The following is a 25,988-nucleotide window of genomic DNA, read 5'->3' on the forward strand; positions in this document are numbered from 1 at the left end:
GCGATGGGCCACGATGGGGGCATGGCACACAGCAGCAGGAAGACGGAGACGATCGCAGCGGCACGGCGGCCGGAGGTGCGGCTGCCGCCGCTCGTTCCGTACGACGGAGAGGGACTGGAGCCGGACGGGGACTACGACGGCGTGCGGTTCGAGGGGACGGATCTCGCGGACGAGTCGGGTCCGGGGGCCCGGTTCATGGACTGTGCGCTGGACGGCTGTGCACTGGACCGTACGGAGCTGGTCAGGGCCCGGTTCATCGACTCGGTGCTGACGGGCGTACGGGGTGTGGGCGCCGATCTCGCGGGGGCGTCGCTGCGCGATGTGGAGGTGGTGGACGTACGGCTGGGCGGGGTGCAGCTGCACGGTGCGGTGCTGGAGCGGGTGCTGGTGCGCGGCGGGAAGATCGACTACCTGAATCTGCGGAAGGCGCGGCTGAAGGACGTGGTGTTCGAGGGCTGTGTGCTGTCCGAGCCGGATTTCGGGGGTGCGCAGCTGGCGCGGGTGGAGTTCCGCGACTGTGTGCTGAAGCGGGCCGACTTCAGTTCCGTTCGGATGGAGTCGGTGGACCTGCGGACGGTCGCGGATCTGGACATCGCCCGCGGGGTGGAGCGGCTGGCGGGTGCGGTGATCAGCCCGTCGCAGCTGATGGAGCTGGCTCCGGCGTTCGCGGCGCAGATCGGGGTGCGGGTGGAGGCGTAGACCGGCCCCCAGATCGTCAGCCCGCCGGGGCCGGGTCAGATACGGGGGAAGCGGGCCTGGAGGTCCCAGATCACGGGGTTGTCGGCGAGCCCTTCGTGCATGTCGGCGAGGTCGGCGATCAAATCGTGCAGGAAGTCGCGGGCCTCGCGGCGCAACAGCGAATGGCCGAAGGTGAGCGGGGGCTCGTCTCCGGGCATCCAGTCGGCCTCGACGTCGACCCAGCCGAAGCGGCGCTCGAAGAACATCCGGTCGGACGACTCGGTGAAGTCCAGCTCTGCGAACTGCCGCCGGTGCGAGCGGTTGCCGCGCGGGTCCTGGTCGATCTGCTCGACGATGTCGCACAGCGCCCACGCGAAGTCCAGCACCGGCACCCATCCCCAGGCTGTGGACACTTCGCGGTCCGCCTTGGTGTCCGCGAGGTAGACGTCCCCGGAGAACAGATCGTGCCGCAGGGCGTGGACGTCCGCGCGGCGGTAGTCGGTCTGCGGGGGATCGGGGAAGCGCCGGGAGAGGGAGTAACCGATGTCGAGCACAGTTCGATGGTGTCATGCCCGGTGACGGGGGGGGGCCGACACGATCGGGTGGGGTGGCCCTGCGGCGCCGGGCCCCGCGAATCCGGAAGGACACGGCCCCCGGAAGGACACGGCCCCCGGAAGGACCCGGACCAGGGGGCCGGGGCGGCAGCCGAAGTTTGCGAAGGCCGGCGCCGCCGCCCTCGCCGCCCTTGCGAAGCAGGGTCCCGTTGTGCCTGAACAAGCACATTCTGATATTTCGCGTCTACTGCCGCGACCGGCACTAGGATCGCCGCTGTGGATCAGCGAACATCTGTACGCCGCACGGCATGCGCCGCTGGCCTCGCCCTGCTGCTTCTGACGGCCTCCACAGCCTGCACCGGCGGTGTCGAAGGCACCCCTGGCGCCGCCGGACTGCGCGACCCTTACTTCCCGAAGCTCGGCAACGGCGGCTACGACGTCACGCACTACGACCTCGCACTCGACGTCGACCCGGCCGCCCACCGCCTGCGCGGCACCGCAACGATCACCGCGCGTGCCACCCAGGACCTCAGCTCCTTCAACCTCGACCTCGCCGGGCTCACCGTGCAGTCCGCGACCGTCGAGGGCCGCCCGGCCGCAGTCAACCGGGCGGGCCGCGAGCTGACGCTGCGCCCCGACGCGGAGGTCGAAAGCCGGCTCCGCAAGGGCAGGACGTTCCGTACGGTGGTCCGCTACTCCGGCTCCCCGCAGACCCTCACCGACCCCGACGAGTCGGAGGAGGGCTGGCTGAGGACCGCGGACGGATCGGTCGCGCTCGGTGAACCGACCGGTTCCATGGCGTGGTTCCCGGGCAACAACCACCCGAGCGACAAGGCGTCGTACGACATCACCGTGACCGTTCCCAAGGGCCTGACGGCCGTCTCCAACGGCGAGCTGACATCTCGCAGCGCCTCGGGCACCACCACCACGTACCACTGGCACATCGCCGAACCGATGGCGAGCTATCTCGCGACGGTCGCCATCGGCCGTTTCGACACGAAGACGTCGACCACCCCGGACGGCATCGAGGTGTTCACGGCCGCGGACCCGGCGGTGGCGGCGGACAGCGCGGGGATTCTCGACCGGGTTCCCGAGATCGTGGAATGGGAGGCGGAACGTTTCGGCCCGTATCCCTTCTCCGCCACGGGCGCGATCGTCGGTCGTCCCGGGGACGCCGAATACGCGCTGGAGACCCAGAGCCGGCCGTTCTTCCCGGGGCCGCCCGATGCCGGACTGCTCGTCCACGAGATGGCCCACCAGTGGTTCGGGGACTCCGTCACGCCCGAGAGCTGGCGCGACATGTGGCTCAACGAGGGCTTCGCGACCTATGCGGAGTGGCTGTGGGAGGAAGACCAGGAGGGCAACCCGGTCCAGAAGCGGTTCGACGCCGCCTTCGACGACGACGAGAACTGGGCCTTTCCGCCCGCCGATCCGCCGACCGCCGCGGACATCTCGCAGGCGCCGGTGTACGAGGGCGGGGCCATGGTCATCCACAGGATCCGGCAGGCTGTGGACGACGACAAGCGCTTCTTCGCGCTCGTCAGGGGCTGGACGAAGGCCTACCGGCACGGCAACGCGTCGACGGCCGACTTCACCGCCTACGTGGAGAAGACGACCGGTCAGGATCTGACGGAGCTGTGGAACACCTGGCTGTACGGCGGGAGCCGGCCTGACTCGAAGGACTGACCGGCTCCCTGGTGCCGGTCGCGGCACCAGGGCGTGTTTCGGAAGTCCCGTCTGGCCGCCTCGCATTGTTTGACCACTTCTTGTCCGAATGGGATGCGCAGGGGTTCGTTATTCGGCGGATTCCAGAGGTGGTTGTGCAATATCACGCGGGCAGACGGGAGCCCCCGGCCGCAGGAGATGCGGCCAGAGGTTCCCGGCGTGTGCTGACGTACTGGCTACGGCATGTCAGATGTTGACGCCGAAGTCCTGCGCGATGCCGCGCAGGCCCGAGGCGTAGCCCTGGCCGACCGCGCGGAACTTCCACTCCGCGCCGTTGCGGTAGAGCTCGCCGAAGACCATGGCGGTCTCGGTGGCGGCGTCCTCGCTCAGGTCGTAGCGCGCGATCTCCGTGCCACCGGCCTGGTTGATGATGCGGATGAACGCGTTGCGCACCTGGCCGAAGTTCTGGCTTCGGGACTCGGCGTCGTAGATCGAGACCGGGAAGACGATCTTGTCGACATCGGCCGGCAGGCCCGCCAGGTTGACGTTGATCTGCTCGTCGTCGCCCTCGCCCTGACCCGTGAGGTTGTCACCGGTGTGAACGATGGTCTGGTCCGGCGTCGACTTGTTGTTGAAGAAGACGAAGTGGCCGTCGGAGACGACCTTGCCGCCCGCGTTGACCGCGATCGCCGAGGCGTCGAGGTCGAAGTCGGTGCCGGTGGTGCTGCGGACGTCCCAGCCGAGGCCGACCGTGACGGCGGTCAGGCCCGGGGCCTCCTTGGTGAGCGAGACGTTGCCGCCCTTGGACAGGCTTACAGCCATGGGAAGTCCCTTTCATCGTCGCTTGCGGGCTTCATGTCGTCACGAAGCTACCGTTACAGGTCATAACGTGGGCAGGGGGCCGGGAGGTTCCTGCTCCCTTTACTTTCTTTACCGAATTCCCCCCGTCGGCCCGACGGGGGACACGGTTCGTACGGCAAAAGAAGGTGACGAACGCACTGCGGGCCGGGGAACATGGGTGTCATGTCCGGGCCCTATGTCATCCGCGGTTCGGTCTCCCTGCCGGAGGCCGAGCTCATGTGGCGTTTCTCGCGGTCCTCCGGGCCCGGCGGGCAGCACGTCAACACCAGCGACTCCCAGGTGGAGCTCCGCTTCGACCTCGCGGCGACCGAGTCGCTTCCCCAGGTGTGGAAGGAGCGGGCGCTCCAGCGTCTGGAGAGCAGGCTCGTGGGCGGGGTGATCGCGGTACGGGCGTCCGAGCACCGCTCCCAGTGGCGCAACCGCGAGACGGCTCTCGTACGGCTCGCGTCCCTGCTGGCCGAGGCCACGGCGCCGCCCCCCAGGCCACGCCGCAAGACCAGGATTCCGCGCGGCATCAACGAACGCCGCCTGCGCGAGAAGAAGCAGCGCGGCGAGACGAAGCGCGGCCGCTCCGGCCGCGACTGGTAGCCGTGTCTGCGTGATCCGGGCGCGCGATGCCGGGTCCGTTCACCCCGGCTCCGTGACGCCGGGCCCCGTTTCACCGCCAACTGCGTGATGCCGCCCCCTCACCCCAGCTGCCGGTACCGCCCCCGGAAGTACGTCAGCGGCGATCCGTCCACGCTCGGCAGGGTCGCGCTCAGCACCCGGCCGATCACCAGCGTGTGGTCGCCTGCCAGGACCCGCTGCTCGGTGCGGCACTCCAGCGTGGCCAGCGCGCCCCCGATCAGTGGTGCATGGCTGATCTCTCCCCTTGTACAGGGGATGTCCTCGAACAGCAGCCGGTCGCTGATCCGGCCCCTCATCGCGAACCGTCCGGCGATGTGCCGCTGGCTCTCGGCGAGTACGGAGACCGCCCACAGCGGCTGCTCCGACAGCAGATCGTCCATCCGTGAGCCGTTGCGCAGGCTGACCATGACCAGGGGCGGGTCCAGCGACACCGACATGAAGGCGGTCGCGGTCATCCCGACGTCCTCGCCGCGCCCGTTCTTGTCGAGCGGCGGCTCCTCGGCGGTGATCAGCACGACTCCGGCGGCCAGCCGGGCGAGGGCGCCTCGGAACTCATCGTTGCTCACCCCCTCAGCATGGGGGATGGGCTCGGAACGCGGGGCGGGAGGCTTCGTCTGCAACACGTCGGGCACGCTAGCCGCGGACGGCGTGCCGTCGCATCGGGCCAGGGGACCAGCCGGGTCCTAGGACCCGCGGCCCATCGCGGCGGCGGCCCGGCGCTGCAACGCCCGCATTTGCGTTCAAGAAAAGGGTGTACCGCATCCCCGGAGCACGCGAACCCCTTCATCATCTTTTGTGACTTGAGTCACAGAGGCCAAGATTTGCTGACCCTGTGTACCGAGTGCACAGCTCACTGTGATTCAGTTGCCGTGACACTGAAGCCAGTACGTCGATATGAAACCTGGAGTGCTGTCGAGGTCTCGGGGAGTGCAAGCAATGGAGGCCGAGTCGGAGCCGTACGTCCGTCTTGCGACGATGCGGCAGTTGCACCAGGTCGTGGCCGATCTCAATACAGCGCGGAGCCTGGCCGACACACTGCAGACCGTGGCCGACGGAATCGTCGCCGGTCTCGGCTACGAGCTTGCCTGCGTGAACCTGGTCCGCCCCGACGGCGATCTCGTCGTCGCCGCCTTCGCCGGCAACAGCGCCGCAGAAGCCCTGATCACCGGCCATGTCGGCTCGCGCGGCTCCTGGGAGCGCAGGCTTTCGATGGGTGAGGCGTGGGACGAGCTCCGCTTCATCCCCCACACCGACGGCTGGGTCCTCCTCGACGACGACGTACCGCAGTGGCACACCGAGGGCCCCGAACCCCGCTTCGAGGACGAGTGGCACCCCGAGGACCGGCTCTACGCCCCGATGTACGCGTCCGGCGGCGGTCGCGATCTCCTGGGCGTCATATCCGTCGATCGCCCGCGCAACGGCCGTCGCCCCGGCGCCTGGGGCCGGGAGGCGCTCCAGATGTACGCATCACAGGCGGCCATTGCGATCAGCAACGCCCGGCTGAGAGCAAACATGCAGCGCGCCCTGGTCCGTCTGGAGCGTGAACAGCAGGCGCTGCGGGCCAGTGAGGAGTCCTTCCGCCAGGCCTTCGAGTACGCCCCCAGCGGCATGGCCATCGCCGAGATGGGCGGCGACCAGCACGGCAGGCTGCTGCGCACCAACGACGCCCTGTGCCGGCTGCTCGGCCGCCCCGCGTCCGTCCTGCGCCGCTACTCCTTCACCGACCTCGTCCACCCCGAGGACGTCGGCACTCTGCTGCGCACCTCCGCCGAGGGCGGCCGCGCCGAGCTGCGGCTCGGGCGGCGGGACGGCACCTATCTCTGGGTCTCGCTGCGCAACTCCGTCGTCGCCGACACCACGGACGGTCCGCGTTTCCTGCTCACCCATGTCGAGGACATAGAGGAGCGCAAGCGCCACGAGCTGCACCTCGCGCACCGAGCCTCGCACGATGCGCTCACCGGTCTGCCCAACAGCGCCGAGCTGCGCTCCCGGCTCAGCTCCCGGCTCTGCGAGCGCCCGCACTCGATGGCCACCACCGCGGTGGAGGCGCTGGACGCGGCGTACGGCGACGCCGACGATCCGGACGCGCGGACACATGGCTACGAGGTGGACTCGGCGCCCGGCGGTCCGTACGACCACCATGTGCATTCCGTCGCCCCGGACACCGAGAACGACGACGGGGCGAAGGGCCTCGCGGTCCTCTTCTGCGACCTCGACGGCTTCAAGTCGATCAACGACCGCTTCGGCCACCACACCGGTGATGCCGTACTGATCGAGGTCGCCCACCGTCTCAGCACCTGTGTCCGCGACGGCGACACCGTCGCCCGGCTCGGGGGTGACGAATTCGTCGTTCTCGCCGACGGGCTCGTTGCCGCGGACGCCGCGGACCTGGCCGTACGTCTCCGTAACGCCATCATTCCGCCTATTCGGGTCGACGGCCGGGCCGTGCGCGTCGGGGCGAGCTTCGGTATCGGCTGGGCCGCCTGCGGAATGACCGCCGAAGAGGTACTGCGCTCCGCCGACCAGCGGATGTACGTGGAGAAGCGGTCCCGGGCGAAGGTTCACCGCAGGGCCGGCTGACGTTCACGACGGAGCTGTTCCCGCATCCCGCCGCGGTTCCAGAACGTGCGACGGCAATTCTTGGCGCGGGCCGTTCGGGGTAGGCTCGGCCGGTCGGCCCCGGCTGGCAATTTTCGGCGACGGCTGGCGACATGGTGAGGAGTGACCCAGGGATGACGGCCGGGAACGACGGCGCAAACAAGCCCGAGGACGACGATCCGTTCGGCTACCTGTACGAGGACGGACAGGCAGCAGGCGCCCAGCCGCCACGACAGGGCGGCTACGGCTACCCCCCAGCAGCCCCGCAGCCCGGCGTGCCCCGGACCTCGTACAACCAGGTGCGGGCCGTCGGAGAGCGCCAGTACGGGCAGCAGGTGCCGCACCAGCAGCCGTACGGCCATCCGAACGCGCAGTACGCCGCCCCGGGGCCGTACCCCGGCGGCGCTCCCACCACGCATGTCCCGCAGCAGGGCGGTCGCGGCCACACCGGCGGCCCCGGCAAGGGCGGCCCGAACACCAAGGGCCTGCTCCTCGGTGCGGTCGCGGTGGTCCTGGTGGTGCTCATCGGCATCGGCGCCGCGTTGATCACAGGCGAAGACAACAAGGACAAGAAGAAGGAAGAGGCCATCTCTTCCACCGGCCCCGGCAGCCAGGTCGAGGAGTCCCCGAAGCCCAAGGAGTCCGCGAGCTCCGAGGCTCCGGCCGAGCTGCCCAAGCAGGACGCGGCGACGCTGAAGCTCGGCGGTTCGGCCACCCTCGACCAGGCCATCAAAGGTGCGGAAGGCCCTAACGGGTCGTATGTCACCGGCTTCAACTCGGTCGGGTCGTCCGTGACATGGAAAGCGAACATGCCCACCGGCGGTTCGTACCGCCTGACGGTGCGCTATGCGATCCCTGCCAAGGACGCCAACGCCACGCTGACGGTCAACGGGAAGCCGAACTCACAGCCGATCGGTCTCAAGAACTTCGTCCACTCCTCGGACCCGGACTGGGAGAAGAACTGGCAGACCACCTGGGCGCCGGTCGACCTGATCAAGGGTGAGAACGAGATCAGCATCTCGTGCCAGGAAGGGAATCAGTGCGACGTGATCCTGGATTGGCTGGAAGTCACCCCTGCGAAGGGTTAGCCCATTGAGGGCGAACGCTTTGCGGCCTCTCCTGGTGTCCGAACCCGGGATGAGAAAACTTCACTGATGGGCTGACCGCGCTGCGTGCCGCGGTCAGCCCATCAGTGCGAGGAACCCCGCCACGGTCGCCGCCATCGCCTCGCGCCCCGGCGCGATGTACTTGCGTGGGTCCACACCCGTGGTGTTCTCGGCGAGGTACGCCCGTAGCGCGCCGGTGAACGCCGTGTTCAGCGCCGTACCCACGTTGATCTTGACCATGCCGGAGGAGGCGACGGCCCGGCGGATCTCCTTGTCCGGGACGCCGCTGGAGCCGTGCAGCACCAGCGGGACCGGGACCGCGTCGCGCAGCCGGCCGATCAGGTCGTGGTCCAGAGCGGCGGTGCGCTCGGTCATGGCGTGCGAGGAGCCGACCGCGACGGCCAGCGCGTCCACCCCGGTGTCGCGGACGTACGCGGCGGCCTCGGCCGGGTCGGTGCGGACGCCGGGGGCGTGGGCGCCGAGCGGGGCCTCGCCCTCCTTGCCGCCGACCTTGCCCAGCTCGGCCTCGATCCAGATGCCGCGCTCATGGCCCCAGGCCACCGCCTCGGCCGTGGCGCGCACGTTCTCCTCGTACGGCAGCTTGGAGGCGTCGAACATGACCGAGCCGAAGCCCTCCGAGTGCGCCTGGCGCAGCAGCTCCGCGGACTCGACATGGTCGAGGTGGAGCGCGAGGGGGGCTCCGGAAGCGCGGGCCACGGCGGCGGTCGCGGCGGCGATGGCACAGAGCCGTCCGCCGTGGAACTTCACGGCGTTCTCGGAGATCTGCAGGATGGCGGGCGCCCCGGCCCGCTCGGCGCCGGCCGCGATGGCCTCCGCGTGCTCCAGCGTGATGACATTGAAGGCGGCGATCCCACGCCCCTCGGTCCGGGCGGCGGAGACGAGTTCACCGGTGCTGACGAGCGGCATGCTGACCTCTTGCTCCTTCTTCGAACCAGCTGAACGCGGGTCCGGGACGGGCGCGGCCTCAGGCCGCCGGTGCGTGTTCCTCGATGCCGACGCGCGGCAGCAGCTCCTCGTACGCCGCGCGGTCGAAGTCACCGGCCGTCGGGGAGAGCACGGTCGCCGTCGACAGTGCCACCGCCCGCCGCAGCCGGTCCGGCCAGCTCAGGCCCTCGACGAGGCCGGACAGCAGCCCGGCCACCGCGGAGTCGCCCGCACCGGTCGGATTGCCCAGGACCTTGGCGGGCGGGGACGCCTGCCAGATGCCGGCGGGGGTGACCGCCAGCATGCCGTCCGGGCCCAGGGACGCGACGACCCCGTGCGCGCCGCGGCGACGGGCGTCGTGGGTGGCGCGCAGGGGGTCGCGGGAGCCGGTGAGCTGGGCGAGCTCGTCGGCGTTGGGCTTGATCAGATCGGGGCGGGCGGCGATGCCGCGGCGCAGCGGCTCACCGCTGGTGTCCAGGAGCACGGGGACGCCGGCGGTGCGGGCCAGGCGGACCAGTTCGGCGTAGGCGCCGACGTGGATGCCGGGCGGCAGGCTGCCGCAGAGGGCGACGGCGTCGGCCCCGGTGAGGAGCTCCTGGTACCGGCCTATGAGGGTGGTCCATGCGGCGGTGGTGACGAGCGGGCCGGGTTCGTTGAGCTGGGTGGTGTCGCCGGTGGCCCGGTCGACGACGGCGATCGTGCGACGGGTGTTCCCGGCGACGGTGACGAGGGCGTCCGTGATCGGCGCGGCGGCGGGCACGGAATCGTTCCCGGCTTCCGTGTCCGCGTCCTGCGGCGACAGGCCTGCCAGCAGCTCGCGCAGTACGGCTCCGGTGGCGCCTCCGGCGAATCCGGTGACCACCGTGTCGTGGCCGAGGGCGGAGAGCACCCGGGCCACGTTGAGGCCCTTGCCGCCGGGGCGCTCGGACATGTCGCTGACGCGATGGCTGGCGTGCGGGACGAGTTCCGGGACGCCGTACGTCAGGTCGAGTGCCGTATTCAGTGTGACCGTGAGGATCACCGCGGCCGCTCCCTGCTCTGGAGCGCGAATCCTTGGAAGGAATGCGCTTTCTCTGCCTGTTTCCCAGGCGATCCTCTCAAAGAGGCGGCGGTCGGCCCAGACCTCCGGGCCAACCGCCGTCTCTTCGTTACGTATTCGACTGACCGTCAATAGCGGGTCATTTCAACCGATTCGGGGGTCGATGATCCATTCGCCCTTGCGCATGACGCCCTTGAGCGTGAAGTCCTCGTCCAGGACCACCAGGTCCGCGTCCTTGCCCGGTTCCAGCGAGCCGACCTTGTCGTACACGCCGAGCAGCCGTGCCGGGTTGGCGGAGATGGACTGCACGACATCGCCGACCGGGATCCTGTCGATGGTCACGGCCCGGTGGAACGCGGTGTCCAGGGTGAGCGTGGAGCCCGCGATCGAGTTGCCCTCCACCAGCCGAGCGACGCCGTCCTTGACCTCGACCGCGAGCGGGCCGAGCTGGTACCGGCCGTCGCCGAAGCCGGCCGCGTCCATGGCGTCGGTGATCAGCGCGACGCGGTGGGCGCCCGCGTGGTGGTAGGCCAGCTCCAGGGCGGCGGGGTGCAGATGCGTACCGTCGTTGATCAGTTCTACGGTGATCCGCTCGTCCTCCAGCAGGGCGGCGATCGGGCCGGGCGCGCGGTGGCCGAGGCCGGGCATCGCGTTGTAGAGGTGGGTGGCGACGGTGGCGCCCGCGTCGATCGCCTCGACGGTCTGCTCGTACGTCGCGTCGGTGTGCCCGATCGCGGCGATCACCCCGTGCTCGGCGAGCAGCCGCACCGACTCGATGCCGCCCGGGAGTTCGGTGGCGAGCGTGAACATCTTCGCGGTGCCGCGCGCCGCGTCCATCAGCTTGCGGACCTCGGCCGGGGCCGGGTGGCGCAGCAGATCCTCGCTGTGCGCGCCCTTGCGGCACGGCGAGATGAACGGCCCCTCGAAGTGGATACCGGCCAGGTCGCCCTGCTCGACCAGTTCGGACAGGACGCCGGCCCGCTGGGCGAGGAAGTCCATCTCGCCGGTGACGGTGGAGGCGACCAGTGTGGTGGTGCCGTGCTCGCGGTGGGTGCGGATGCCGGTGAGGACCTCGTCCACGGTGCCGGAGGTGAAGGACGCGCCACCGCCGCCGTGGTTGTGCATGTCGACGAAGCCGGGGACGATCCAGTGGCCGCTCAGGTCGACGGTCCGGGTGGCGTCCGGATGCGGTGTGGACGCGGCCGGGGGACGTGGGGGGTTGCTGTCGGTGGGTGGTTTCCACGGGGTGCCGGCACCCTCCGCCGCACTGCCGACGATACGGGTGCCCTCGACGATCACCCGGCCGTCCTCGACGGTCCCGGCGGGAAGCACCACCCGGGCGCCTGCGAGAACTGTGCGGTCTGCGCGTTCGGCCATCAGGCGGATACCTCCGTGGAGAGAAGATCCCAGGCGAGCAGCCCTGCGCCCAGGCATCCGGCGGTGTCCCCGAGGGCCGCCGGGACGATGTGGGGCAGCTTCTGGAACGTGACACGTTCCTCGACGGCCGTACGCAGTGGTGTGAACAAGGTTTCCCCGGCCTCGGCGAGACCGCCACCGATGATGAGCGTGCCGGGGTCGAGCAGCGTCAGCGCGGTGACCAGCCCGGCAGCGAGCGCGTCGACCGCGTTCCGCCACACCTCCACGGCCGCCGGGTCGCCCGACTCCACGGCCTTCGCGCAGCCCGCGGCGTCCGCCGTCGGATCGCCGGAAGCGGCGGCCCAGGCCCGGGTCACCGCGGAGGCGGACGCCAGGGTCTCCAGGCAGCCGCGCTGGCCGCAGCCGCAGTCCGGGCCGTCCGGCCGGACCACGATGTGGCCGATCTCGCCCGCGTAGCCGTGCGCTCCGGACTCGATGGTGCCCGCGATGCCGATGGCCCCGGCGATCCCGGTGCCCAGCGGCACGAAGAGGAAGCGGTCGGCGCCCTTGCCCGCGCCGATCCGGCCCTCGGCGAGCCCGCCGGTGCGCACATCGTGGCCGAGTGCGACGGGGACACCGCCGAGCCGTTCGCCGAGCAGTTCCCGCATGGGTACGTCGCGCCAGCCCAGGTTCGAGGCGTAGACCGCGATCCCGTTCTCGGCGTCGATGATGCCGGGCACGGCGACACCGGCCGCCACAGCGCTTTCGCCGAGGTGCTCCTCGCCGTACGCCCGCAGGTCCGCGGCGAAGCCGAGGATCGACTCCACGACGGCGGCGGGGCCGCGCTCTCTGTCAGTCGCCCGCCGCGCCTCGTGCAGCAGGGCGCCGTCGGCCCCGACCAGTGCGGCCTTCATTCCGGTGCCGCCCACATCGAGGGCGATGACGTGTTTCACGGGAAACAGTTTCGCCCGAGGAACCCAAAAGGTCTAGTCCACTATGTGGTTTGTTGCGCGTCCATACAAAAGCGCACCCGCGCCCCTGGTGCGGTGGACTCGGGCAGCGGGCCCGGAGCGGGAGGACCGCGCAGGAGGCGGGGGCGGCAAAGGGCGCGGAGTAGCAGGTGGCGGCTCTCCGGCCGGGCGATAGGTTGGCTGATATGACCGATGCCCCCCCGAATGGCCCCGACGACACGGGCGCCCCCATCGGGCTCTCCGACAGGGACCGTGCCGTGCTCGCCGTCGAACGGCAGTCGTGGGCCGGGCCCGGGGCGAAGGAGCGCGCGATCCGCGAACAGCTCGGCATCTCGCCCACGCGCTACTACCAGCTGCTGAACGCGCTGCTCGACGACCGCCGCGCGCTGGAGGAGGACCCGGTGACGGTGAACCGCCTGCGCCGGATCCGCGATGCGAGGCGGGGGCGCCGCTGAAACCGGCACCCGCTCAGCCGGAGACAGTGATCATGACGGGTTCCGCAGTGCCGGTGACGCGTAGTGCCTCGACGAAGACCTCCGTGGTCCAGGCTGCCGCGTCGAGGGACCACACGGGCACCCGGCAGCGGAAGGCCAGGGCCCGGTGCATCCCCTCGGTCTGCATTTCGCCGGTCAGCGGCAGGGCCAGACCCGGGAGGCCCACGTCGGTGGTTTCCGGCTCGACGGACATGCATCCGTACGTGCACGCCAGCGCCTCCGTGCACGCCCATGAGCAGAGTGGAGTCCCGCACCGCATCACCCATCGTCTCTCCCTACACACCCGCGCCGCAGTTGAAGGTCATCGTGGCAGTGACGGCCTTCTCCGGGGAGTCGGCCTCGCCAATGATGTCCACGTCGATCAGGCTCCGCCACTGCGTCTTCTTCCTGCCCTCGCACGTCTTACGGGCGTTGGCCCGATGGGTGCTGCTGGCCTTGCCTTTGGTCGGCTTCACCGCGGACGCCGCCCGTGTGCCACGCCGCCCATGGCTGTGTCCGGCGGTACGCCTATAGGCTCGACCCATGGGCAGCAACCCGTACGTACCCGCGCCGAGCGAGATCCCGTCCGAGCTCCCGACCCCCACCACCCCACCCGGCCGAGAAGCCCTCGCCGCGATTCTCGCGCGCCCTGACCGTGCCGTCATCGCGCTCGATTTCGACGGGACGCTCGCCGACATCGTCCCGGACCCGGAACAGGCCCGCGCCCACCCCGGCGCCGTCGACGCGCTCGTCGCGCTCGCCCCGAAAGTGGCCTCCGTCGCCGTGATCACCGGGCGCCCGGCCGACGTCGCGGTCCGGCACGGCGGCTTCGCCGGAGTGCCGGGACTCGACCACCTCGTCGTCCTCGGCCACTACGGCGCCGAACGCTGGGACGCCCCCTCCGGCACCGTCCACAGTCCCGCCCCGCACCCCGGCATCGCCGCGGTCCGCTCCGAACTCCCGGTCGTGCTCGACCGGTTCGACTCGTGGCACGGCGCCTGGATCGAGGAGAAGGGGCAGTCGCTCGCCGTCCACACCCGCCGCGCCGACGACCCGCAGGCCGCGTTCGAGGCCCTGCGTGGCCCCCTCGGCGAGCTCGCCGCCCGGCACGGACTGATCGTCGAACCGGGCCGTCTGGTGCTGGAATTGCGCCCGCCGGGCATGGACAAGGGCGTGGCGCTCGCACAGTACGTACGGGAGGCGGACGCCGAGTCCGTCCTGTACGCAGGTGACGACCTGGGTGACCTCGCCGCGTACGCCGCCGTGGAGAAGCTCCGCGACGACGGCCCCGACGGCATCCCGGGCCTGCTGGTGTGCAGCGGCAGCGCGGAAGTGCCCGAACTGGCCGAGCGGGCCGATCTCCTGCTGACCGGCCCGGGAGCCGTGGTGGGCTTCCTCTCGACCCTGGCGCAGCACCTCTAGGGGTCGTCGAACTGCCAGGCCGCACAAGGTAGTTCGTGCACTGGGGCGAGCGGGCATCATTCTCGACGACGACGAGTGGGGTCCGCGAGATCCAGGTGGCCGTTCAGCATGGCGGAACCGAGGGGGCGGTGCGTGCAGGACGGCGCTGCCGTGGCGGGTGGTGGAGATGAGCCCCGACCGCCGTAACACCGCGGCGTGCTCGCCGGAGGTGGCCGGGGCGACCGAGAGGAGTCCGGCGAGTTGCCCCGTGGTACAGGGGGCGTGGCCGACGGCGACGCCGTGTTCTCGGCCTCCGGGCCGGTTCCTTCTCAGGCCTCCTGCCGCAGCGCGTCCAGCTGGTCCAGGAACCACTGCTGCGGCGGCAGCGCCACCGCCGCGGCGGCCAGCCGCTTCGTGCGGGCGGCCCGTTCGTCGTCTGCCATCGTCAAAGCCTCGTGCAGCGCCGCCGCCGTCGCGGACACGTCGTACGGATTCACCACGATCGCATCGCTGCCCAGCTCCTCGTACGCCCCCGCCTCCCGCGACAGCACCAGCGCGCAGCCATGGTCGGAGACGACCGGGACCTCCTTGGCGACCAGGTTCATGCCGTCGCGGATCGGGTTGACGAGCGCCACGTCGGCCAGCCGGTACGCGGCGAGCGAGCGGGCGAAGTCGTCCCTCACGTGGAGCACGACCGGTGTCCAGCCCGCCGTGCCGTACACGGCGTTGATCTCGTCGGCGACCCGCCGCACCTCGGCCGTGTACTCGCGGTACACCGCCAGGTCCTGGCGCGAGGGGTAGGCGAAGGCGACATGGACGACGCGCTCACGCCACTCGGGCCGCTCCTCGAGGAGCGCGCGGTAGGCGAACAGCCCGCGCACGATGTTCTTGGACAGTTCCGTTCGGTCCACTCGTACGATCGTCCTCCGCCCGGGGCCGACCTGCTCCCGCAGCGCCGCCATCCGCTCATCCACGTCCGCCTCGTGCGCGCGCCCGCGCAGGAAGTCCGCGTCCGCGCCGAGCCCGTGCACCCCGATCCCGGTCCGGCCGGTGCCGCCCAGGATCTCCGTACAGCAGCCGATGAACGCGTCCGCCCAGCGCCGCGTCAGGAAGGCCGCCCGGTCCGCGCCCAGGATGCCGCGCAGCACCTGCTCGGCAATGTCGTCCGGGAGCAGGCGGAAGTAGTCGGTGGGCGCCCACGGGGTGTGTGAGAAGTGGCCGATCCGCAGGTCGGGGCGGAGCTCCCGGAGCATGCCGGGCACCAGCGCCAGGTGGTAGTCCTGCACCAGCACCGCCGCACCCCGGCCCGCCTCCTCGGCGAGCGCCTCGGCGAAGGCCCGGTTGTACGTCTCGAACGACGCCCACTGCCGCCGGAACTCCGCGTCGAAGACCGGCTCCAGCGGTGTCTGGTACAGCATGTGGTGGACGAACCAGAGCACCGAATTCGCGACGCCGTTGTACGCGGCCGTGTGGACGGCCGCGTCGATGTCGAGCATCCGTACGCCCTGCTCACCGACCCCGCGCCGGACCGCCTCCCGGTCCCCGTCACCGAGCGCGGCGCACACCCACAGCTTGTCCTTGACGGCGCTCAGTCCGGAGACGAGCCCACCGCCGCCCCGCTTCGCGTCGAGCGATCCGTCCGTGGCGAGGGTGTACGACACCGGGCCGCGGTTGGACGCAACGAGGACCTGGGCAGCGGACTGGGCTTCGTGCTCGGAGACCATGTTGCGGAATCTAGCCGGATCACGAACCGCCCAAACGTGCGAAGTCAGGCCGTGTCAGGCCGCGTGGCGGGAAACGTACTCCTCGATCTCGCGCATCGGGGGCCGCTCCTCGGTGTCCACCGCATGGGTGCGCGGTACGAAGCCGTCCGCGCCGCGCTCGAACTGGATGAGCGAAGGCCGTACCAAGTGACCGCGGGACAGGCGGAGCTGAGCGGTCCGGTAGATCGCCGCCGCCATCCGTCCGAGCGCCTGCCCGTCCTGGTGGCGGTGCTTGCGCACCCCCACGTCGACCTGGGCCAGCGCGTCCAGACCCACCGTGTGCAGCGCATCGACCAGGAGGCCCAGTTCCACTCCGTAGCCGACAGGGAAGGGAAGCTGTTCGAGCAGGGAGCGGCGTGCGGCGTACTCCCCGCCCAGCGGCTGGACGAAACCGGCCAGCCGCGGCCAGTGCAGATTGAGCAGCGGACGGGCCACCAGTTCGGTGACGCGACCCCCCTGAACTGCGGTTTCACCGAAGGGGCGGTCGTACATCGCCTTCACGAACTGCACGTTCGGCTCGGTCAGCAGCGGGCCGACGATGCCGGAGACGAAGCCCGCCGAGAAGTCCTTCAGATCGGCGTCGATGAAGCAGACGATGTCACCGCCGGTCACCAGGAGCGACCGCCACAGGACCTCGCCCTTGCCGGGCACTGCGGGTATCCGGGGGAGTATCTCGTCCCGGTGCACCACCCGGGCGCCGGCCTCCCGGGCCACCTTCGCGGTGTCGTCCGTGGAACCGGAATCGATCACCACGAGTTCGTCGACCAGCTGGACCTTCTCCATCAGCTCGCGCCGGATCGTCGCGACGATCCGGCCGACCGTCGCCTCCTCGTTCAGCGCAGGCAGTACGACGCTCACGCTGCCGCGGAGCGGGTCCCTGGCCTTGGCGGCCAGGAGACGGTCCAGCGGGCGGTCGGCTGCCGACCAGGAACGCCTGGCCAGCCAGCGTTCGACCTCTTCCAGCACGGTCGATACTCCCTGTATGTGATCCATCTCGCGGTTTGGACGACTATCTCAACTCTCCGATGCTTCGGTTACAGTCTTGAACAACGCGGACGGCCGTCGCATGCCGGGGTCGGTCCGCCGATAAACGCCTGGATCGACGATCCAGTGCCACAGCGCTCATCCAGAGGGACTGAGGGAACGGCCCGTTGAAGTCCCGGCAACCCTCCCATCCCCCAGCTCTCGGCTTCGCTCGAGCAGGGGAGGCCCCATTCCGCGAGGCCACGGTGGGGAAGGTGCCAATTCCGTCTTGTGGCGAAACGCGTCGCAAGGAAGATGAGGAGAAAGGGCCTCCGCCATCATGGCCGTGCAGACTGTTGCAGCAAGTACCAACTCTTCCGCCGTAGCTCTCGACCTCGGTCCCGCCGCGGCGCTTTCCTGCCGCGAGTGCGGCGAGCGTTTCGAGCTCGGCCCCATTTTCGCCTGTGCGTCCTGTTTCGGACCGCTCGAAGTGGCGTACGACCTGCCGAGCGGCTCCCCCGACGAGCTGAAGAAGCGCATCGAGGCCGGGCCCGACAACATCTGGCGTTACGCGCCGCTGCTGCCGGTACCCGCCGATGTCGCGGACAAGCCCAACCTCAACCCCGGTTTCACCAAGCTGGTCAGGGCCGACAACCTCGCCCGCGAGCTGGGCGTCACCGGCGGCCTGTACGTCAAGGACGACTCCGGCAACCCGACGCACTCCTTCAAGGACCGTGTCGTCGCCATCGCCGTCGAGGCCGCCCGTGCCTTCGGTTTCACCACCCTCTCCTGCTCCTCCACCGGCAACCTCGCCGGTGCGGTGGGCGCCGCCGCCGCCCGCGCCGGCTTCCGCTCCTGCGTGTTCATCCCGCACGACCTGGAGCAGGGCAAGGTCGTCATGGCCGCGGTGTACGGCGGTGAGCTGGTCGGCATCGAGGGCAACTACGACGACGTCAACCGCTTCTGCTCGGAGCTCATCGGTGACCCGCTCGGCGAGGGCTGGGGCTTCGTCAACGTCAACCTGCGTCCGTACTACGGCGAGGGCTCCAAGACCCTGGCGTACGAGATCTGCGAGCAGCTCGGCTGGCAGCTGCCCGACCAGATCGTCATCCCGGTCGCGTCCGGCTCGCAGCTCACGAAGATCGACAAGGGGCTTCGGGAGCTGATCGAGCTCGGTCTCGTCGAGGACAGGCCGTACAAGATCTTCGGCGCCCAGGCCGAGGGCTGCTCCCCGGTCTCCACCGCCTTCAAGGCCGGTCATGACGTCGTACGGCCACAGAAGCCGAACACCATCGCCAAGTCCCTGGCGATCGGCAACCCGGCCGACGGCCCGTACGTCCTGGACATCGCCCGCCGCACCGGCGGCGCGGTCGAGGACGTCGATGACGAGCAGGTCGTCGACGCGATCAAGCTGCTGGCGCGCACCGAGGGCATCTTCGCGGAGACGGCGGGCGGGGTGACGGTCGGCGTGACGAAGAAGCTGATCGAGGCCGGTCTGCTCGACCCGACGCTGACCACCGTCGTACTCAACACGGGTGACGGCCTCAAGACCCTGGACGCGGTGGCCGCCACCTCGCAGGCGACCGCGACGATCCGCCCGAGCCTGGACGCCTTCCGCGCCGCCGGCCTCGCCACCAGCTGACCACCCGAGACTGAAGAAGGGCACCCCACCATGAGCGTCAAGGTCCGCATCCCCACCATCCTCCGCACCTACACGGGCGGCCAGGCCGAGGTCCCGGCCGAGGGCGCGACCCTCTCCCAGGTCATCGAGTCCCTGGAGCGGAACCACCCGGGCATCGCCGCTCGTGTGCTGGACGACCAGGGCAAGTTGCGCCGCTTCGTGAACGTGTACGTCAACGACGACGACGTGCGCTTCGAGGGAGGCCTGGAGACGGCGACGCCGGACGGCGCCGGAATCTCGATCATCCCGGCCGTCGCGGGCGGTTGCTGACCGTCCGTCCGATCTCATGGCGTTATCGGAATTGCCCCCTCCGCGAGAGAAGCGGAGGGGGCAATTCTGCATGGTTGAGCGCGGTACAGTGTGGGAAGTTCCCCCAGCTGCTCGTGCCGCCCGCATATGAGAATGCGCCGGGTCACGACAAGAAGCAGCCAAAGTGGTGGATCTCCTTGCGCCAAAAGTCGCCTTTGCCCGGCCCGACTTGCCCTGGAATCGCATGAATCCCTCATATTCGGGCGTTCGGTGCTGCCCAGATTTCTCGTCCGATTGACCTGTTGCAGAGGGCAGTTGGACAGATACATTCGGCCGCGGTCGACGCGCTTCCGGCGCACGCACCCTCTCCTGTCGGAGGGTGAGTTCTGACCCGGGTCCGCGAAGTGCGGTCCTGCGCAAGGGCCAGTAATAGGGGAGTTAGGCATGGCTCAGGGCACCGTCAAGTGGTTCAACGCGGAGAAGGGGTACGGCTTCATCGCGGTCGACGGTGGTGCGGATGTTTTCGTCCACTACAGCGCGATCCAGATGGACGGGTACCGCACCCTCGAAGAGGGTCAGCGAGTTGAATTCGAGATCTCGCAGGGCCAGAAGGGGCCGCAGGCGGACATGGTCAAGCTCGCCGTCGGCTGAGCTCGACGCGGTCGGCCAACGACACTACTCACGCACGGAGGGCCCGTACCCCAGGGGTACGGGCCCTCCGCGCGTCCGCAGTCAGGTCGCCCGGCCGCCACCCCTCAGCGAGCCTTCTTCGAAGGCGCTTGCACTCTGGGGGGTCGAGTGCTAATCATTGGCGTTAGCACTCTCCAGGTGAGAGTGACAGAACTTGGACCGGGCCGGTGAGGCCCGCAGGTCCGGTGGGGCAAGGAACCACCGGTCACGCAGGCCGTCCGTCGCGGGCGCCACTCGGTCCGGAGAAATCCACCCCTGTCCGGGAGGACCACTTCACATGGCCAAGATCATCGCGTTCGACGAGGAGGCCCGGCGCGGTCTCGAGCGCGGCATGAACCAGCTCGCCGACGCCGTCAAGGTCACCCTTGGCCCCAAGGGTCGCAACGTCGTCCTTGAGAAGAAGTGGGGCGCCCCCACGATCACCAACGATGGTGTTTCCATCGCCAAGGAGATCGAGCTGGAGGACCCGTACGAGAAGATCGGTGCGGAGCTGGTCAAGGAGGTCGCCAAGAAGACGGACGACGTCGCCGGCGACGGTACGACCACCGCCACCGTTCTCGCCCAGGCTCTCGTCCGCGAGGGCCTTCGCAACGTCGCCGCGGGTGCCAACCCGATGGCCCTCAAGCGGGGCATCGAGAAGGCCGTCGAGGCCGTCTCCGCCGCCCTCCTGGAGCAGGCCAAGGACGTGGAGACCAAGGAGCAGATCGCTTCGACCGCCTCCATCTCCGCCGCCGACACCCAGATCGGCGAGCTCATCGCCGAGGCCATGGACAAGGTCGGCAAGGAAGGCGTCATCACCGTCGAGGAGTCCCAGACCTTCGGTCTGGAGCTGGAGCTCACCGAGGGTATGCGCTTCGACAAGGGCTACATCTCGGCGTACTTCGCCACCGACATGGAGCGCATGGAGTCGTCCCTCGACGACCCGTACATCCTGATCGTGAACTCCAAGGTCAGCAACGTGAAGGACCTCCTTCCGCTGCTGGAGAAGGTCATGCAGTCCGGCAAGCCGCTGCTGATCATCGCCGAGGACGTCGAGGGCGAGGCCCTGTCGACCCTGGTCGTCAACAAGATCCGTGGCACCTTCAAGTCCGTTGCCGTCAAGGCCCCGGGCTTCGGTGACCGCCGCAAGGCCATGCTCGGCGACATCGCCATCCTCACCGGTGGCACCGTCATCTCCGAGGAGGTCGGCCTCAAGCTGGAGAACGCCGGTCTCGACCTGCTCGGCCGCGCCCGCAAGGTCGTCATCACCAAGGACGAGACCACGATCGTCGACGGTGCCGGTGACAGCGACCAGGTTCAGGGTCGCGTCAACCAGATCCGTGCCGAGATCGAGAACTCCGACTCGGACTACGACCGCGAGAAGCTCCAGGAGCGCCTCGCGAAGCTGGCCGGCGGCGTGGCCGTCATCAAGGCCGGTGCCGCGACCGAGGTCGAGCTCAAGGAGCGCAAGCACCGCATCGAGGACGCGGTGCGCAACGCCAAGGCCGCCGTCGAGGAGGGCATCGTCGCCGGTGGTGGCGTGGCTCTGCTCCAGGCCTCGGCCGTCTTCGAGAAGCTGGAGCTCTCGGGTGACGAGGCGACCGGCGCCAACGCCGTGAAGCTCGCCCTGGAGGCCCCGCTCAAGCAGATCGCCGTCAACGGTGGTCTTGAGGGCGGCGTCGTCGTCGAGAAGGTGCGCAACCTGGCCGTCGGCCACGGTCTGAACGCCGCGACCGGCGAGTACGTCGACATGATCGCCGAGGGCATCCTCGACCCGGCCAAGGTCACGCGCTCCGCCCTGCAGAACGCCGCGTCCATCGCCGCGCTGTTCCTCACCACCGAGGCCGTCATCGCCGACAAGCCGGAGAAGGCCGCCGCGGCCGCTCCGGGCGGCATGCCGGGCGGTGACATGGACTTCTGATCCTGACGGATCGGTAGTTCCTGTACAGCTTTGCCACATCGGCCCCCAGGGATTCGTCCCCGGGGGCCGATGTCGTTCCTCGGACGCCGGGCCGCACGTACGGTGCCCGCGGGCCGGGGGAAGCGGTCACTCGGGCGGGCGACGCAGAATCGGCCAACTGTGGCGGGAACAGAGCCAGTTCGCCGTGCCTGCCGTCGATGGCCGATGTCGGCAAACCCGAATTCAAGCCGTTTTTTTCCTATGAGTCGCATTGAATACGACACGGGGTGTGAGTCATCGTTTTTGCGGGTTAGTAGGTATCGGACAGCTCGCAGCAACTCCGGTACACACACCGCACGAACGGCCTGTTCAGGCCGTCCTTCCCCCGCACCGCACACACCGAGAGGTGACTCATGCCTGTCTCCACCACGCCCGGAACCCAGTGGGCCGACTCATACACCAACCTGAACGGCCAGCTCTACAGCGAGCCGGTGCCGTTCCGGCACGCCGACGGCCGCATCGGCTGGGTGCATTTCACGCACGACGGCTCGCTGTGGTTCAAGGAAGAGCTGCGCAGCGGCGGCATCGGCGCCTGGACGAAGATCGAGAACACTTCGGGCGGCAAGGAGTTCCCCGCCACGGTGACCGGCGGCGACGGCCGCGTGCGCATCTATTACTACACGGACGACGGCAGTCTGTACGGAGTCAACCAGACGGTCATCAACGGGAGTGCGTACAGCCGCCCCTTCAAGATCGGCGACGGCTGCGCCCGATATCCCGCCGCCTGCCTGTCCGCGGACGGCAGGACCAACATCTTCTACAACAACGCGAACGGCGAGGTCTTCCACGTCCGCCACACCTCGGGCGTCTCCGGCAACTACACCACACCCGTCAAGATCGGCGGCAGCGCAGACCTCAACCTCCGCGGCCTCGGTGTGGCCCTCGACGGGTCGGGCCGCATCGTCCTCGGAGCCAAGGGCAAACAGAGCAGCCTGTACGTGCTCCAGCAGCAGTACGCCAACTCCGGCGTGTGGACCACCGAGCAGGAGCGGGCCACCAACGTCGTCTCGGGCATCACCGCCGTCGGTGACGCCGCCGACCGGGTCTTCCTCTTCTACCGGTCCAACAACAACCACGACGTCTACTTCGTCGCCCAGGACGCCACGTACATCGGCCTGCACGCGCCGCGGAACATGGGCGGACAGGCCAAGGGCAACGTGCATGCCGCCCTGGCGCAGGACAACCGCATCAACGTCGTCGTCCACGGCTACAACGAAGACGCGCTGTGGGTGTCCGTGCAGAACACCCAACTCAGCATCGCCTTCGACGGTTTCGTCAGCCTCGGCGGCGTGATCGGCACTACGTACCCGAGCCCGCGCGTCGGCCGTGGCGCGTCCAACCTGCTGCACGTCTCGCTCGTCGGCGGCGACAACCGCTCGCAGTTCAACAAGGCCCAGGGGTGGACGTGACCGCTTCCTGACGGCCCTGTGCGCGAGGGCCCGGCGGCCGGGTAGTACGTGGCCGCCGGGCCCTCGTCATCGCCGCCCGGACCTCGTTCATGCGACTGTGTACGCCGGTGGCCGGGACGGCTCCGGTCGGTCCGGTGGATGTGGCGACGGGGTTGCCCCGGCACGGCCCGCACCGGCCGCCGATCAGGGCCTGTGCGCTGCCCGGCGCGCGGCACTCGCTGCATTCGAGGGTGCGCAACCCCGTCCGCTGTTGTGCTGGAGCGACTCGTTCGGGTGGCATCTTGTCGATGAGCCGCCTGCGGACGAGGGCTGCCGCGTGGTGGACGGGGGTGGGGAGGCCGTCGCTGAGGGCGTGGAGCAGCTCCGCCTCCGTGGCGCCGCCGTCGCCACCATCCGTGGCAAGCCGGTCACGGGAAGTCAACTCGCCGGGTGGGTAGGGTGGGTGGGAAGTGGCCCACCTCCCGTTCCTTGGAAAGAGCGCTCGGACTTCGCGGCTTGAGCTCCGGGAGATTTCGCCCCGTGACGGGGCGCGATGCGGGAAGCGGGGAAGGGGCGACGGGGGCCTGTGAATTTGTGTCCGGGCCCGGGGCTCGAGCCCCGGGCCCGGACATCTGTGCTGTGCGCGGTTACCGGTTACGGCTCTCGAAGGTGGCGAAGGCCGCCTCCTGGCGCCACTCGGTCGCCGCCTTCGGGTTGTCGGCGAGGTAGCGGGCGCAGAGCGCGCTCGGGTGGTCGGTGCCCGGCCGGTCACTGCGGCAGGCGGCGACCAGGCGGTAGCCGGAGGGGGCGGAGCCGGTGGCCCACAGGCTGCGGCCGTTGCGGAACGCGTACTCCAGCGAGGCGCGGGCCAGGTCCTTCAGCTCGGTGTAGCGGAGGCCGTACGTCTTGGCGGCGTACTGGAACTCGTGGCTGATGTCGATCCGCGAGACCCCCGGGTCGTCGGTGGACAGGACCACCGGGACGCCGTAGCGGCGGTACGCGTTGAACGGGTGGTCGTCGCCCGCGATGCCGAGGATCTGCTTGTTGCTGGAGAACGGCACCTCGACCGCCACCTTGCGCTGCGCCATCGTCCGGGCGAGCTGCCGCCAGTCGTCCTCGTGGATCAGGTCGACGCCGTGTCCGATGCGTTCGGCCCCGGCGACGAGCACGGCCTCGCGGATGTGGAAGGTCAGGTCCTCGGGCTTGACCAGGCCGGGGGCAAGCTCACCGGCGTGCAGGGTGAGGTGGACGCCCGGGTACTGGCCGTGCAAGTACTTCAGCATCCGCATCTGGAGGCTGTAGTTGGCCAGCGCGCTCTCCCCGTCCTCGGGCTGCACGAGGTTGACCGCGACGAACCTCGGGTCGCGTTCCGCGAGTCGCATGCCGACCGCGATCTGTGTGAACACCCGCGCCGGGGAACTGCCCCGGGACACCTGGGAGATCCACCTGACGGGAAGCCGGCAGCCCGGCTCGGGGCGAGCGGTGTCGCAGTGCGCGGCTGCCCGGAACTGGGCGTTGGCGTCGTCGGCCTCCTGCACCGCATCGTCCACGACCCGGTCGAGCCGCCCGCCGGCCAGGAGCTTGCGGTGGAAGGCGGCGAAGTCGGGGTCGTAGCCCACGGCGTCGGCCAGCTTCTTGGCGCTGTCCGATGCGGGGGTGACCATGGTCTCCAGATAGAACTGGTTCTGCTTCACCACGGTGTCGGCCACGTTGGCGAGCAGCTTGCCGCGGTCCCAGGTCGCCAGGCTGAACTTGCCGAAGGTGTCGAAGAAGTGGTCGTGCCCGGACTGGTTGGACGGGAAGTCCTGCATGGACCAGGCCCGGACGATCTGCTGCCGGAACGCGGCGTCGGTCTGTGCGTCGACGGCGGGCCTCCTGCCCGGTCCGCACGGCGGTGCGACAGCCGTCATCGTCGCGTCGATGCACAGCCCCTTCTCGCCCGCGAGCTTGATCAGGAACTCGGTCTTTGCCGCGCCCGACAGGTGGTTGTGGAGGTCGCCCCCCTTGGGCAGCGCCTTGAAGAAGGCCTTCAGCCTGTTGGGCCTGTTCCGCAACGAGTCGAGGTACGCGGAGGTCCTGCGCTCGGCCGGGGTCACCGCGCGGGGCGACGCGTACGCGGCGGGCCGCGCCGAGGGGTCCTTCACGGGCGCGGAGGCGGATGCGGCCGTGGCCGGGATCGCCGGGAGCAGGGCGAGTACGGCGAGTGCGCCGAGCCCGGCCGGAAGCAGGGGCTTGGGACGGTGGACCGTCCGGTTCGATGAGATCACCGCCGAATGATTGCGCTCGGGGAGTCCATTTCTCACCTAAACCGCGTCTATGGCCGGAAACGTCCACCCGATCGAGTGCGCGAGCGGTCACAACAAGTGGTTTTCCGCCCGCGCCTCTTACGACCTCGATCGGGCGTCTTGGACGCCGACATGACAACTCCCTGTGACATACGTGCGGTTGTTGGTTCGGCGCCTCTTCCGGGCCGGCGACGCGTTGGACACGCTGGGTATGCATTGTCATTACTCAGCGTGGGAAAGGGATGGGGCATGACGACGACGGAACGGCGCAAAACGGCTGAGGGCACGGTGCGGGCGGCGGAGGACGCTGTGGCGCGGCTGAAGGAGGGGTTCTCCGGGGTCGGGATCACGCTGCCCTCGCTGCGGATCGACCCGGTGTCGTGCGCGGGCAACGAACCGGCGACGCCGCTGGTCGACCTCGGCCGGTGCAACCTCGACACGGCGCTGCGGCTGAGTGTGGTGCTGGAGGCACAGGGGCTGGCCGGTCATGACGGATGAGGGCCTTGAGCCGTGTGTGCCCGAGCCCGGATCGTTCGCGGTGGACACCCGGGACGGGCGCGTGGGGCGCGTGATGGGGTGCGTCGGACCGTACGTACAACTGCGCCCGCCGGGTGGTGGCGCGGAGTGGGACTGCCCTCCGGAGCTCGTCCGGCCGGCACCGCCGGGGCTGGCACTGCGGGCGCGGGTGACGGAGATCAACCGGGAGGGGCGGCTCCCGCGCTGAGCGCGCAGTCAGGAAAAGTTCAGGGCGTACCT

26 protein-coding genes and 1 riboswitch are annotated in these 25,988 nt (G+C 69.6%); of the genes, 14 read left to right on the forward strand and 12 right to left on the reverse strand.

The genetic code is table 11. The annotated features are described in order from the left end of the window. The first annotated feature begins 21 nt into the window (after positions 1–21). On the forward strand, positions 22–699 hold the full coding sequence (locus ACH4EW_RS18335; protein WP_398258003.1) for a pentapeptide repeat-containing protein: 678 nt from the start codon (positions 22–24) through the stop codon (positions 697–699). 35 nt (positions 700–734) lie between these two features. Here ACH4EW_RS18335 and ACH4EW_RS18340 read toward each other — a convergent pair whose 3' ends face one another. After that, positions 735–1,232: a hypothetical protein gene (locus ACH4EW_RS18340; RefSeq protein ID WP_398258005.1), complete on the reverse strand. Its 498-nt coding sequence runs from the start codon at positions 1,230–1,232 to the stop codon at positions 735–737. A gap of 276 nt (positions 1,233–1,508) precedes the next feature. On the opposite strand from ACH4EW_RS18340, the gene ACH4EW_RS18345 reads away from it, so the two are divergent. Further along, on the forward strand, positions 1,509–2,918 hold the full coding sequence (locus ACH4EW_RS18345) for a M1 family metallopeptidase (protein ID WP_398258007.1): 1,410 nt from the start codon (positions 1,509–1,511) through the stop codon (positions 2,916–2,918). A 225-nt stretch (positions 2,919–3,143) separates the two neighbouring features. Here the strand turns inward: ACH4EW_RS18345 and ACH4EW_RS18350 are convergent, their stop codons facing one another. After that, a complete protein-coding gene (locus ACH4EW_RS18350; RefSeq protein WP_398258009.1) occupies positions 3,144–3,719 on the reverse strand; it encodes a TerD family protein in 576 nt (191 codons plus the stop codon). A 192-nt stretch (positions 3,720–3,911) separates the two neighbouring features. Between ACH4EW_RS18350 and arfB the strand changes: the two genes are divergently transcribed. Further along, positions 3,912–4,346 (forward strand): alternative ribosome rescue aminoacyl-tRNA hydrolase ArfB, encoded by a 435-nt coding sequence (gene arfB / locus ACH4EW_RS18355; RefSeq protein WP_398258011.1) that lies wholly within the window; start codon positions 3,912–3,914, stop codon positions 4,344–4,346. Between the two features lie 98 nt (positions 4,347–4,444). On the opposite strand, the gene ACH4EW_RS18360 is transcribed toward arfB, so the two are convergent. Next, a complete protein-coding gene (locus ACH4EW_RS18360) occupies positions 4,445–4,951 on the reverse strand; it encodes a flavin reductase family protein (protein WP_398258013.1) in 507 nt (168 codons plus the stop codon). Between the two features lie 370 nt (positions 4,952–5,321). On the opposite strand from ACH4EW_RS18360, the gene cdgB reads away from it, so the two are divergent. Together cdgB and ACH4EW_RS18370 are read left to right on the forward strand one after the other, a co-directional pair. Further along, on the forward strand, positions 5,322–6,965 hold the full coding sequence (cdgB, locus tag ACH4EW_RS18365) for a diguanylate cyclase CdgB (protein ID WP_398258015.1): 1,644 nt from the start codon (positions 5,322–5,324) through the stop codon (positions 6,963–6,965). A 152-nt stretch (positions 6,966–7,117) separates the two neighbouring features. Further along, on the forward strand, positions 7,118–8,071 hold the full coding sequence (locus tag ACH4EW_RS18370) for a CBM35 domain-containing protein (protein ID WP_398258017.1): 954 nt from the start codon (positions 7,118–7,120) through the stop codon (positions 8,069–8,071). 93 nt (positions 8,072–8,164) lie between these two features. Here ACH4EW_RS18370 and ACH4EW_RS18375 read toward each other — a convergent pair whose 3' ends face one another. From ACH4EW_RS18375 to ACH4EW_RS18390, 4 genes are all read right to left on the reverse strand, one after another. Next, entirely contained in the window at positions 8,165–9,016 is an 852-nt protein-coding gene (locus ACH4EW_RS18375) for a ketose-bisphosphate aldolase (RefSeq protein ID WP_398258019.1), read from the reverse strand. A gap of 58 nt (positions 9,017–9,074) precedes the next feature. Further along, positions 9,075–10,055, reverse strand: a complete 981-nt coding sequence (locus ACH4EW_RS18380; protein ID WP_398258021.1) for a 1-phosphofructokinase family hexose kinase — start codon at positions 10,053–10,055, stop codon at positions 9,075–9,077. A 162-nt stretch (positions 10,056–10,217) separates the two neighbouring features. Continuing rightward, positions 10,218–11,450 carry an N-acetylglucosamine-6-phosphate deacetylase gene (gene nagA, locus ACH4EW_RS18385; protein ID WP_398258023.1) on the reverse strand — a complete coding sequence of 411 codons (1,233 nt, stop codon included), beginning with the start codon at positions 11,448–11,450 and terminating at the stop codon, positions 10,218–10,220. Continuing rightward, positions 11,450–12,382: an ROK family protein gene (locus ACH4EW_RS18390; protein ID WP_398258025.1), complete on the reverse strand. Its 933-nt coding sequence runs from the start codon at positions 12,380–12,382 to the stop codon at positions 11,450–11,452. Before ACH4EW_RS18390 ends, nagA begins: the two co-directional genes overlap by 1 nt. A 203-nt stretch (positions 12,383–12,585) precedes the next feature. On the opposite strand from ACH4EW_RS18390, the gene ACH4EW_RS18395 reads away from it, so the two are divergent. Beyond that, complete coding sequence (locus ACH4EW_RS18395) at positions 12,586–12,855, forward strand: DUF3263 domain-containing protein (protein WP_398258027.1); 270 nt, start codon at positions 12,586–12,588, stop codon at positions 12,853–12,855. A gap of 13 nt (positions 12,856–12,868) precedes the next feature. On the opposite strand, the gene ACH4EW_RS18400 is transcribed toward ACH4EW_RS18395, so the two are convergent. Both ACH4EW_RS18400 and ACH4EW_RS18405 read right to left on the reverse strand, forming a co-directional pair. After that, on the reverse strand, positions 12,869–13,087 hold the full coding sequence (locus tag ACH4EW_RS18400; protein ID WP_398258029.1) for a hypothetical protein: 219 nt from the start codon (positions 13,085–13,087) through the stop codon (positions 12,869–12,871). Positions 13,088–13,169: 82 nt separating this feature from the next. Next, entirely contained in the window at positions 13,170–13,349 is a 180-nt protein-coding gene (locus tag ACH4EW_RS18405) for a hypothetical protein (protein ID WP_398258031.1), read from the reverse strand. 67 nt (positions 13,350–13,416) lie between these two features. Here ACH4EW_RS18405 and otsB point away from each other — a divergent pair, with 67 nt between their 5' ends. Next, a complete protein-coding gene (gene otsB, locus ACH4EW_RS18410; protein ID WP_398258033.1) occupies positions 13,417–14,295 on the forward strand; it encodes a trehalose-phosphatase in 879 nt (292 codons plus the stop codon). A 308-nt stretch (positions 14,296–14,603) separates the two neighbouring features. On the opposite strand, the gene ACH4EW_RS18415 is transcribed toward otsB, so the two are convergent. Then, positions 14,604–15,998 (reverse strand): trehalose-6-phosphate synthase, encoded by a 1,395-nt coding sequence (locus tag ACH4EW_RS18415; RefSeq protein ID WP_398258035.1) that lies wholly within the window; start codon positions 15,996–15,998, stop codon positions 14,604–14,606. 54 nt (positions 15,999–16,052) lie between these two features. Continuing rightward, positions 16,053–17,003 (reverse strand): glucosyl-3-phosphoglycerate synthase, encoded by a 951-nt coding sequence (locus tag ACH4EW_RS18420; RefSeq protein WP_398258228.1) that lies wholly within the window; start codon positions 17,001–17,003, stop codon positions 16,053–16,055. Between the two features lie 153 nt (positions 17,004–17,156). Then, positions 17,157–17,322, forward strand: a riboswitch (SAM riboswitch). Positions 17,323–17,340: 18 nt separating this feature from the next. Between ACH4EW_RS18420 and thrC the strand changes: the two genes are divergently transcribed. The 5 genes from thrC to ACH4EW_RS18445 all read left to right on the forward strand — a co-directional run bounded on the left by thrC (position 17,341) and on the right by ACH4EW_RS18445 (position 22,968). Next, positions 17,341–18,642 carry a threonine synthase gene (gene thrC / locus ACH4EW_RS18425; protein ID WP_398258037.1) on the forward strand — a complete coding sequence of 434 codons (1,302 nt, stop codon included), beginning with the start codon at positions 17,341–17,343 and terminating at the stop codon, positions 18,640–18,642. A 30-nt stretch (positions 18,643–18,672) separates the two neighbouring features. After that, positions 18,673–18,951, forward strand: a complete 279-nt coding sequence (locus ACH4EW_RS18430) for a MoaD/ThiS family protein (protein WP_398258039.1) — start codon at positions 18,673–18,675, stop codon at positions 18,949–18,951. Between the two features lie 423 nt (positions 18,952–19,374). Further along, the gene (locus ACH4EW_RS18435) at positions 19,375–19,581 is read left to right on the forward strand and encodes a cold-shock protein (RefSeq protein WP_003967346.1); all 207 of its coding nucleotides are present in this window, start codon (positions 19,375–19,377) and stop codon (positions 19,579–19,581) included. A gap of 316 nt (positions 19,582–19,897) precedes the next feature. Continuing rightward, on the forward strand, positions 19,898–21,520 hold the full coding sequence (groL, locus tag ACH4EW_RS18440; RefSeq protein ID WP_072487928.1) for a chaperonin GroEL: 1,623 nt from the start codon (positions 19,898–19,900) through the stop codon (positions 21,518–21,520). Positions 21,521–21,912: 392 nt separating this feature from the next. After that, complete coding sequence (locus tag ACH4EW_RS18445; protein WP_398258042.1) at positions 21,913–22,968, forward strand: hypothetical protein; 1,056 nt, start codon at positions 21,913–21,915, stop codon at positions 22,966–22,968. A 626-nt stretch (positions 22,969–23,594) separates the two neighbouring features. Here the strand turns inward: ACH4EW_RS18445 and ACH4EW_RS18450 are convergent. Then, a complete protein-coding gene (locus tag ACH4EW_RS18450; protein ID WP_398258044.1) occupies positions 23,595–25,214 on the reverse strand; it encodes an adenosine deaminase in 1,620 nt (539 codons plus the stop codon). Positions 25,215–25,481: 267 nt separating this feature from the next. On the opposite strand from ACH4EW_RS18450, the gene ACH4EW_RS18455 reads away from it, so the two are divergent. Continuing rightward, the gene (locus ACH4EW_RS18455; protein ID WP_398258046.1) at positions 25,482–25,730 is read left to right on the forward strand and encodes a hypothetical protein; all 249 of its coding nucleotides are present in this window, start codon (positions 25,482–25,484) and stop codon (positions 25,728–25,730) included. After that, positions 25,720–25,956 (forward strand): hypothetical protein, encoded by a 237-nt coding sequence (locus ACH4EW_RS18460; RefSeq protein WP_398258048.1) that lies wholly within the window; start codon positions 25,720–25,722, stop codon positions 25,954–25,956. The genes ACH4EW_RS18455 and ACH4EW_RS18460 overlap by 11 nt, the downstream gene beginning before the upstream one ends. The last annotated feature ends 32 nt before the right edge of the window (positions 25,957–25,988 follow it).

Origin of the sequence: Streptomyces sp. NPDC018000, assembly GCF_044328025.1 — a bacterium.
In the GTDB taxonomy this organism is placed as follows: domain Bacteria; phylum Actinomycetota; class Actinomycetes; order Streptomycetales; family Streptomycetaceae; genus Streptomyces.

Coding starts and splice junctions, on each gene's coding strand:
- ACH4EW_RS18460 (WP_398258048.1), top strand. CDS start 25,720: ATGACGGATGAGGGCCTTGAGCCGTGTGTGCCCGAGCCCGGATCGTTC.
- ACH4EW_RS18370 (WP_398258017.1), top strand. CDS start 7,118: ATGACGGCCGGGAACGACGGCGCAAACAAGCCCGAGGACGACGATCCG.
- ACH4EW_RS18400 (WP_398258029.1), bottom strand. CDS start 13,087: ATGTCCGTCGAGCCGGAAACCACCGACGTGGGCCTCCCGGGTCTGGCC.
- arfB (WP_398258011.1), top strand. CDS start 3,912: ATGGGTGTCATGTCCGGGCCCTATGTCATCCGCGGTTCGGTCTCCCTG.
- ACH4EW_RS18455 (WP_398258046.1), top strand. CDS start 25,482: ATGACGACGACGGAACGGCGCAAAACGGCTGAGGGCACGGTGCGGGCG.
- otsB (WP_398258033.1), top strand. CDS start 13,417: ATGGGCAGCAACCCGTACGTACCCGCGCCGAGCGAGATCCCGTCCGAG.
- groL (WP_072487928.1), top strand. CDS start 19,898: ATGGCCAAGATCATCGCGTTCGACGAGGAGGCCCGGCGCGGTCTCGAG.
- ACH4EW_RS18395 (WP_398258027.1), top strand. CDS start 12,586: ATGACCGATGCCCCCCCGAATGGCCCCGACGACACGGGCGCCCCCATC.
- ACH4EW_RS18435 (WP_003967346.1), top strand. CDS start 19,375: ATGGCTCAGGGCACCGTCAAGTGGTTCAACGCGGAGAAGGGGTACGGC.
- ACH4EW_RS18335 (WP_398258003.1), top strand. CDS start 22: ATGGCACACAGCAGCAGGAAGACGGAGACGATCGCAGCGGCACGGCGG.
- thrC (WP_398258037.1), top strand. CDS start 17,341: ATGGCCGTGCAGACTGTTGCAGCAAGTACCAACTCTTCCGCCGTAGCT.
- ACH4EW_RS18350 (WP_398258009.1), bottom strand. CDS start 3,719: ATGGCTGTAAGCCTGTCCAAGGGCGGCAACGTCTCGCTCACCAAGGAG.
- cdgB (WP_398258015.1), top strand. CDS start 5,322: ATGGAGGCCGAGTCGGAGCCGTACGTCCGTCTTGCGACGATGCGGCAG.
- ACH4EW_RS18415 (WP_398258035.1), bottom strand. CDS start 15,998: ATGGTCTCCGAGCACGAAGCCCAGTCCGCTGCCCAGGTCCTCGTTGCG.
- ACH4EW_RS18445 (WP_398258042.1), top strand. CDS start 21,913: ATGCCTGTCTCCACCACGCCCGGAACCCAGTGGGCCGACTCATACACC.
- nagA (WP_398258023.1), bottom strand. CDS start 11,450: ATGGCCGAACGCGCAGACCGCACAGTTCTCGCAGGCGCCCGGGTGGTG.
- ACH4EW_RS18430 (WP_398258039.1), top strand. CDS start 18,673: ATGAGCGTCAAGGTCCGCATCCCCACCATCCTCCGCACCTACACGGGC.
- ACH4EW_RS18375 (WP_398258019.1), bottom strand. CDS start 9,016: ATGCCGCTCGTCAGCACCGGTGAACTCGTCTCCGCCGCCCGGACCGAG.